Genomic DNA, 6345 nt, shown 5'->3' on the forward strand with positions numbered 1-6345 from the left:
ATATGAGAGGAAGTTGGGAAGCCGTGCAATAGCAGAATCGTCGGATTATCACGAGAACCAGCTTCACGGTAAAAGATATCTAGACCATCGATCAAAACTGTGCGATATGTAGTCATGAGATTACTCCTTGTAAGTGTATAAAAGTGACATGATGGCGTTTTACGACAGGTTAATCTATTTCACATCCTGACGACAGCTCTGCTCCTGAAAGTAGTCCCGACAGCTTTGGGGTAAGGCTTGAGTCCATTTCTGCATTTGGATGTCGGTCGTGGTGTTGCTAGTCATTTAGAATGGAGAATGGGCAAAAGGAAGGCAGTAACGGCACTGTATCGTTTACCATCTTTGACAGTTAACTGATAGGGTCTTGCACCTTCCTGCTGTGTACCGTTATTTCCACAATTCTCATAAATGATTTAGGATTACTATATTAGTGTTTGCGTAAATTCAATATATGCAATTGGCTCTAAGAAGTCATCCACTTTGAGTTGAAACTTTTGTTCAACAAAGTGATTGATGAATCAGTCCATCTCAAAATGGGAAGTTCGCTCCAACTAAAGTTGGAATTCAGATTCAACTGAAGTACTGCTCAAGCTGATGTTACAGCAGTTTTCACCTAAATGAACCACACCGTTGGTAGGGGCGCAAGGCATTGCGCCCCTACGGCTGTGGTCTATTTACCTGAAAATGGCTGTAATTTAGCAATACCTTTACCAATTGTGAAGAGAGGTGATGGTAGTGAAGTGAAGTTAAGGAATGTAACAAGTGTAGGTGAAGTGAAAAGACCTGAAAAATGAAGAGGGCAATAGTAGTAGAGTTGTTGTTTACCACAACGACAGGTCGAGCAGGTGAGCTTCGACAAAGTGCGAAAAAAAACTAGCGATCGCTAGTTACTAAAATCGCTTGTGCGACAGTGACTTTAAAGGCACTTTTGCGAGCTGCCAAATCTTGATAGTCTTATCTGCACTGCCGCTAATAACGGTATCACCTTTTGGACTAAAAGCCACAGACCAAACTGCTTTGTTATGTCCGGTGAAAGTGTCTAACAACTGCCCTGTTTTGGGATTCCACAATTTAATTGTCCGATCGTAACTACCACTAGCGAGTTGCTGTCCATTGGGACTAAAAGCCACAGAGCAAACTGCATTATTATGTCCGGTTAGGACGTGCTGCAACTGCCCCTGCGAATTCCACACCTTAATTGTTCCGTCATCACTACTACTAGCAAGCTGCTGTCCATCAGGGCTAAAAGCTAACGATGAAACGGCTTGATTGTGCGCTGCTAGGGGGGTTTTCAATATACCACCTGCCAATTGCCAAATCATGATTTTTCCATCTTTAGTACCACTGGCAAATAACTGCCCATCAGGACTAATGGCAACCGCTTTCACTGCATTTGTGTGGTAAAAAGTGTGGAGTACTTGTCCAGTACTAATATTCCAGGCTTTGACTGTCCTATCCCAACTGCCACTTACTAAAGTCTTTCCATCTTTGCTGATAGCAACAGATTCAACATCATCAGAATGTCCATTGAAAGTGCGGTGCTCCCCATTATTTAGATTCCACAACTTAATCCGGTTGTCCCAACTACCACTAGCTAACGTTTTGCCTTCTGGACTAATGCTGAGTGATACAACTGCATCAGTATGTCCCTTGAAAGTATGGAGTAATTTATCAGTTTGCAGATTCCAAATCTCAATCTTGCGATCGTAACTGCCACTAGCTAAAGTTTTACCGTCTGGACCGATCGCGATCGCATAAATCCAAACCGTATTTCCTTTGAGGGTGCGAGAAAGATTAGTGGTGAGTAAATGTTGAGAAGAGTACGCAAGCTGTGATTGTGAAAGCGATTTAGACCAACTTAATCCAACAACAGCTGTCATTGTTGAGATTGCTATCCCTACCCAAATTTTCCTATTAATATGCTTTAACAGCATACAAAATCCTCCTTGCGTTCAGTAGTAGGCATTGCCCACTTTACTTAACTGTTCTTACTGCAAGCTGAGATAGGAATGCTTTAGCCTCTTTCTTTTGTTGTTTATCCTGACTTTCAATTCCGAGTCTAAACAGGTATAAAATTATTATCCCGATAATTGCTACCAAACCAATGGGAGTTAAGTATGTCCAATGACCGGACATTTTGTCCCAAATATGCCAAGTTAAAAGAAACATGGCTAAGTATGTAAGTTTATGCAATTGCTTCCAGTTTTTCTTGAGCTTTTTTATACTCCAATTATTAGAAGTAATAGCTAGAAGTGTAACAATTGTAAAGGTGGCTAATCCTTGCAGATAAATCCAACTTGTTTCTAAGTCGAATAAATCTACACGTCTTTTTTGTACTAAAAGTGACCCATGTCCCAATGCAAATAAGAAAGCCAGAATACCAATGTTACGGCGATGTTTCAGTAACAATTTAGGAATACCAGTTTCTTTTGACTGCGGAATAACAATTCTCAGAATTGTAGGTAATAAAGTGAGAATGTAGCAAACTAATGCGATGAATCCTAGAGCTGTTTCTAGAGTTGGTGTATCTATAGTTGACATATCAATATAAGTATTATCCGTTTGACAATGATTCTAGTGATTGGCGATCGCTCTCTATCAGAGCAAGAATACTATCTTGCCTTCAGGTTCTAAGTGATACACATATTGCATAATTTGTCAATGCATAAGTAGTAGGATCGCCTGATGGGACACCGTTACGATCGAGCGATCGCCATACAACCCTCTTTCCGCTTTCCTTGTGAAAGCAAACTTAAATCTTGCATCTAAGTTGCTATTAGTGTTTGTACGTATTCAATATATGTAATAGATTTTGATTTGTCGTCCACTTTGAGTTGACACTTTTGCACAATACAATGATTGATGAATCAGTCCATCTTCAAATGGAAAGAAAGATCCAACTAAAGTTGGGTAGTTTTTTACTCTCTCCTCACAGATGAGAGTTTGTCTAGTAGCTGTAAATTAGGTTGACTTTTGTTCCAGTTGGATCTGCACGGGTAAACTACGATCTCCATTCTCGGTAGAAACGATCGCCAAATATCGCCGTTGGGTTTGTGAAGTTCCTGTGACAATCCGTTTGAGCGGTCCAATTGTAGTGACAATCGCAGCTCCAGCCTGATTAGTTTTAAACATCTCTAACGGTTGAATCTCCCCATAGGGTGAGTTTGGGTGTTCCAAGAGTACCAGCTCGTAACTCTGTTGTGGTTGCAGTCCAATCACCGAAGCTTCCACGAAATCGATTAATCCCTGATTATTAACAGCAACCGTTGTCACTGCTTGCTCAGAGGACGATCCGGGTGGTCCCATAACCAAATGTTCTGCTAAGCCTGAATTACCTAATGGTTGCAAATTTGCTAATCCATCTCCTTGAGGAACCGCGTTCGGAATGTAAACTAATGCTTGTGAACTTTGTCCGCTGGGATTGGTCGCAATAACTTTGTTAGTCAAGGTATCAATTGCAGTTATACCCGTCCCATTTTCTAAGGCAACATAAATCCGCGTACCATCCCCTGAAGGCCATAATCCGTGCGGTAAATCACCAACAGGGATTGTCGCAACTAATTTGGGATTATTAGTTGTAGTGTAAACTTTCACGACATTCTCGCCACCTACGGTGACATAAGCGAATTGACCGTTTTGATTCCGGACAAAATTGACGTGATTGGTGATAGGTCCAGTATCGAGTGTGTTAATCACATTGAAAGGCGGTTCTGCACTAAATAGTTGAGTTTTGCCAATATCCTTCAACGTGAACCAGACTTGCTTGCCATCAGGTGTTGCGGCAATATTAGGACAGAAAGGCGAACTTTGGGGAACCTTTGCTACAATTCGATGGGTAGCAACCTCAATCACCTCGGTTTCGGGCGTAAAACTGGAGCAAACAAACCCATACTTGCCGTCTGGACGAAAAATGGTCATTCCAGGTCCATTCCCTACTGGTATTTGCAACTTCTCTTCATAGGTATGAGCATCCAAAACGGAAACATAATCTTCTCCCCGAACCGTTACCCAAACCTCTTTACCATCAGGCGTAAAAAAGGCTTCATGCGGAGAGCGACCGACATAAGTGATGTGCTTAACCTGATTTGTTTGAGTATCAATGAACGTAATTGAATTCGATCCTATAGAAACCGCAACTACAGTCCGGTAGTCTGGTGAAAAGCCCATACCATGGACAAGAAGTTGACCTCTGTATAGAGGACTTAGATTGTCTGGTAATGTTTGACCCAGACGAATAACTCCCAGAAGTTCATTGGTTTGTGGATTAATAACTGAAACCGTGTTGGAGAACTGATCGGCACTGTAAACGCGATCGCGGGAACTAATTGGAATATTCCGGGCAGAAGCCGCAAAAGGAGCTTGACCTGCCAGAGTAGGAATTGCAATGCTGAGTAGAATAACAAGGGCAAAACTGATGATACGCAACTTCATTGGGTTCCTCTCGAATTAAATCTTGAAGTGAAGCATTTATAATAGGTATCAGAGATATACCTAGATAATTTATGCTGATTTGAGCAACATTGCTTATCCTAATGAGATTGGGCAGACAATGGATGCTCCAGAACAAGCTGCATTAATGTAATTTCTGATTGCTGAGTCACAATAATTTCTTGTGCCAATCGTCGTAAACGAGAATCAGTTCCGTACCGTAGCTCGACCTTTGCCATGTCAATTGCACCTTGATGATGAGGAATCATCATAACAGCAAAATCGACATCTGGATTACCAGTCATCGGAACGCTGGACATGGCAATATCCATTGAGATCATTGCTTGATTCAACGTATCACGATTGGGCAGATTATCCGCATAGACGGGCAGTGAATTGAACGTAAACAGATTCAGGGTGAGAAAAATTACAAATAATATTAGCATGACAACAAATTGCGGTAGCCAACATGGGATATTAACAAAGTAAATGAGTTGTTTATCAGAGTATTTGATTGATTAAAGGTGCAATTACCGCGATATTCTTAACCAACTCATCGGAGAGAGAGAACCTCTGCTTTAAGTAATTGGGATCGTTGTAACTCAGCCACACTTTGCCGTCAGCCGCTTCCCATGCCAATACTTTCAGGGGTAAATCTAGGGCGATGGTCGGTTCTGCCACCATAAGCGGCGTTCCGGCTTTAGGGTTGCCAAACAGCAAAAACTGCGTTGGACGCAGGCTAAGTCCAACTTTTTCAGCTTCAGCCTGTTGATCGATGCGGGCAAAAATGGCGATCCCTTTTGCCTGAAGAATAGTTTCTAAGCGATCAATGGTTTCGGTTACTGAATAGGGACTAAACTGACTAATGATGCCGTTATTTGCATTCATAGCAACGAACTCCGCAACAGTTTTGATAATAAATAGTTTTAGAGCAATTTAAATCTGTCTTAAAATCTCTATCATTCAGTTAGAATAACATAGCTGAATTAATGTTTCTTACAAGCTCGCTGTAGTTCGATCTGATTGTTTTTGTACACCTCTAACGTTCCAGACTCCTTGCTATCTAATGTGCCGTCCCATACCCAATATTGATAATTGCCATTCTGGAACCTGTAAACTTGAGTACCTTCTGTGGCTTGGCGCGTTCCTCTACCCAAACTCAAATTACCGTGAGGGCTTGTCGAGCGATAGAGTAGTTCACCCGAAGTATTCGTTTTCCAAATATTGATATTGTATCCACCTCGGCATCTCAAACTAAGGATTAAACTCACGGTAGAATCAGCAGCAGCAGGTAAAGAGAAATTAGTTGCAATAGAGGCTACTAGGGCAAGAAGGAATGTGGTGCGCTCGGCAAAGATAGTGAGGCGAGAACCAAATAACCAGAAAGATTTTGTCATGAGATTGCTCCTAATAAATGAATAATTTGTGTAATAAGGATTGCAGCAAATCTTGCGTAGAGACGCGATTAATCGCGTCTCTACAATCGATTAATCGCGTCTCTACAATCGATTAATCGCGTCTCTACAATCGCATAAAATGACGCCAAATCGTTGCAGTGAGGGGTCTGAACCATCATTCACCAGCTGTATCCTTCCAAGGCAAAATGTCCGGTATCGAGTAGATGGAACTCAACGTCTTTCAAGTCACGCTGGTAGGGATAAGCACCGTTAGCAGGAAAGATACAGTTGTTCCGATCTATCTCACATCCTGACGACAGATCTGCTCCTGAAAGTAGTCCCGCCAGCTTTTGGGTAACGCTTTCAGTTGTGCGGCACGGTGCAGTAACTCTGGGTTGTTTTGCTCACGCATATAAAGCTGAGTGATATCAGCAACCGTGATGTTGTTGCTATCTCGGCTCACCAACTCTAAAGTGTCTCCGGCTCCAACTTCGCCCTCTTGCAAAACCCGAAAGTAAAA

The 6345-nt window shown here is 42.0% G+C and carries 8 protein-coding genes; 1 reads left to right on the forward strand and 7 read right to left on the reverse strand.

Annotated features, from left to right (window positions below; all coding sequences use genetic code 11):
- Window positions 1-617 precede the first annotated feature (617 nt).
- The gene (locus ACKTT2_RS00845) at window positions 618-794 is read left to right on the forward strand and encodes a hypothetical protein (protein WP_407883010.1); all 177 of its coding nucleotides are present in this window, start codon (window positions 618-620) and stop codon (window positions 792-794) included.
- A 96-nt stretch (window positions 795-890) separates the two neighbouring features.
- Here the strand turns inward: ACKTT2_RS00845 and ACKTT2_RS00850 are convergent, their stop codons facing one another.
- The 7 genes from ACKTT2_RS00850 to ACKTT2_RS00880 all read right to left on the reverse strand — a co-directional run.
- On the reverse strand, window positions 891-1934 hold the full coding sequence (locus tag ACKTT2_RS00850) for a WD40 repeat domain-containing protein (RefSeq protein ID WP_407883012.1): 1044 nt from the start codon (window positions 1932-1934) through the stop codon (window positions 891-893).
- A gap of 40 nt (window positions 1935-1974) precedes the next feature.
- A complete protein-coding gene (locus tag ACKTT2_RS00855) occupies window positions 1975-2541 on the reverse strand; it encodes a ferric reductase-like transmembrane domain-containing protein (RefSeq protein WP_407883014.1) in 567 nt (188 codons plus the stop codon).
- Window positions 2542-2961: 420 nt separating this feature from the next.
- A complete protein-coding gene (locus ACKTT2_RS00860) occupies window positions 2962-4431 on the reverse strand; it encodes a YncE family protein (protein WP_407883016.1) in 1470 nt (489 codons plus the stop codon).
- 98 nt (window positions 4432-4529) lie between these two features.
- On the reverse strand, window positions 4530-4874 hold the full coding sequence (copM, locus tag ACKTT2_RS00865; RefSeq protein WP_407883018.1) for a CopM family metallochaperone: 345 nt from the start codon (window positions 4872-4874) through the stop codon (window positions 4530-4532).
- Window positions 4875-4929: 55 nt separating this feature from the next.
- Window positions 4930-5316: a DUF302 domain-containing protein gene (locus ACKTT2_RS00870; protein WP_407883020.1), complete on the reverse strand. Its 387-nt coding sequence runs from the start codon at window positions 5314-5316 to the stop codon at window positions 4930-4932.
- Window positions 5317-5414: 98 nt separating this feature from the next.
- Window positions 5415-5825, reverse strand: a complete 411-nt coding sequence (locus ACKTT2_RS00875) for a hypothetical protein (protein ID WP_407883022.1) — start codon at window positions 5823-5825, stop codon at window positions 5415-5417.
- A 298-nt stretch (window positions 5826-6123) separates the two neighbouring features.
- The coding region (locus ACKTT2_RS00880; RefSeq protein ID WP_407883024.1) for a 3-alpha domain-containing protein at window positions 6124-6345 on the reverse strand (222 nt) is incomplete at its 5' end.

It is taken from the genome of Scytonema hankhaensis NUACC26 (assembly GCF_045865695.1).
Classification (GTDB): Bacteria; Cyanobacteriota; Cyanobacteriia; order Cyanobacteriales; family Nostocaceae; genus Scytonema.